The 1613-nt window shown below is 53.3% G+C and carries 2 protein-coding genes; one reads left to right on the plus strand and one right to left on the minus strand.

Annotation, left to right across the window (positions count from 1 at the left end; all coding sequences use genetic code 11):
- The first annotated feature begins 212 nt into the window (after positions 1-212).
- Positions 213-1139: a DUF559 domain-containing protein gene (locus tag Q4P78_RS08575; RefSeq protein WP_303339962.1), complete on the plus strand. Its 927-nt coding sequence runs from the start codon at positions 213-215 to the stop codon at positions 1137-1139.
- Between the two features lie 171 nt (positions 1140-1310).
- Here Q4P78_RS08575 and Q4P78_RS08580 read toward each other — a convergent pair.
- Positions 1311-1613: pyrroline-5-carboxylate reductase (locus tag Q4P78_RS08580; protein WP_303339963.1), on the minus strand; the 303-nt coding region annotated here is incomplete at its 5' end.

Below are 1613 nucleotides of genomic sequence, written 5' to 3' on the forward strand. Positions count from 1 at the left end.
TTACCTTACCGCTTCTCTCCCCCTCTTCTCCGTCATAAAAAGGCTCTTTATTTGAATAAAGCGTTAAAAATCCCGCTTTATTCAAATAAAGAGCCTTTTTATGCAGGGAGGGGCCTGTGGATAACTATGCAGAGTGTCCTGGTACGCTATTTTATCCACAGAAAGTAACATAGGCAGTCTGGCGGGGGCCTCGTTCATGATGTACTGCCATTATGTCTCTCATGAAGCCTCTGGAGCGGGTATATCCGCTCATTAAAAGTTTTGCCGAACTTACCGATACAGGAATCAGTGCCAGAAAAGTTAAGCAAATGTATGCGTCTGGTGTACTCATTCCCTTGGCTCAAAACCAGTACATATATGCCCAAGATTGGAATGCCCTTAATCCGGCAGAACAGCATGCAGCACGTATCACCGCCTTCTCACGCCGCCTGAAGTCTGCCGTATTCAGTCACCAAAGCGCAGCCTGCGCCTATGGCATTCCGGTTTTGCATTACCCTCGCGAAGTGCATATGCGCTCTAGCGGCGGCATTCAGCATCCGGATATTCGCGTACACGAAGACCGATACACGAAGGAAGCCCCTCACGCACATGTGTTATCCACGGTATTCGCTGTGAACCGGCTAGAGACAGTTGTTGGATGCGCGCGCACGCTTCCGCTTGATGGTGCGGTTGTTATTGCAGATGGCGCTCTGAGCCGTCAGCAGGAAGGCGCGCGTTTGGACTATTCTGAGGTTCAGGATGCGCTTCTCAGTTCTCCACGAAAAGGTGCTGCAAAGGCACGCGAGGTGGCACGGTTAATGAGCGATAAATCTGATTCTCCGGGAGAAACCCTCACACGGTTGCGGCTCTACGAGTATGGGTTATCCCCCACTGAGCAATACCCGATTACGACGGAGATGGGTCAATTTTTAGGTGACTTCGCGTTTGAAGCTCAGCGGGTGATTGTTGAGTTCGACGGGCGCGTGAAGCAAACAAGCCGGGTGATGAATCCTGATGGCTGGGCGATTGACCGCGAGAAAGAGCGGGAAAACGCGTTAATGCGTGCCGGGTGGCGGCTTATCAGGCTGCGATGGGAGCATGTAAATGGCGGAAACCCGAAAGTGTTGGAACAATCGCTTCGCAACTTTGGTCTTATATAGTTATTGCGTCCTCGTACTCCCCCGCCCCATTTACAAAAAAAGAGCCTTTATTTGAATAAAGCGTTAAAAATCCCGCTTTATTCAAATAAAGGCTCTTTTTATGAGGGGGTGGGGTGAACACCGGCAAGTGACGCAGGGAAAGCACGGGGAGGGATAAGCAGGAGGCGGGGGCTAGTCAGCCGTGTACTGCTCGCTCAGCTCAGCGGAGCGGGCGGCGCAGGCGCGCATCGCATCCTCGGTGAGATCGAAAAGTCCCTTGTCAATAAAGGTATTGATAGCGCGCTCAGTGGTTCCGTTCGGGCTGGTAACAGCCTTACGCAGGGCGGCGGCATCCGGGTTACTATCCAGCAGGTACCCGGCGCCCGCAATCGTTGCGGATGCGAGCCTCTGTGCGGTCTCTTCATCCAGACCAAGCTTCGCACCGGCACTCGCCATAGTCTCCGCCAGCAGGAACCCGTAGGCGGGGCCGGATCC

Origin of the sequence: Rothia sp. (in: high G+C Gram-positive bacteria) (assembly GCF_030540545.1) — a bacterium.
Lineage (GTDB): Bacteria > Actinomycetota > Actinomycetes > Actinomycetales > Micrococcaceae > Rothia.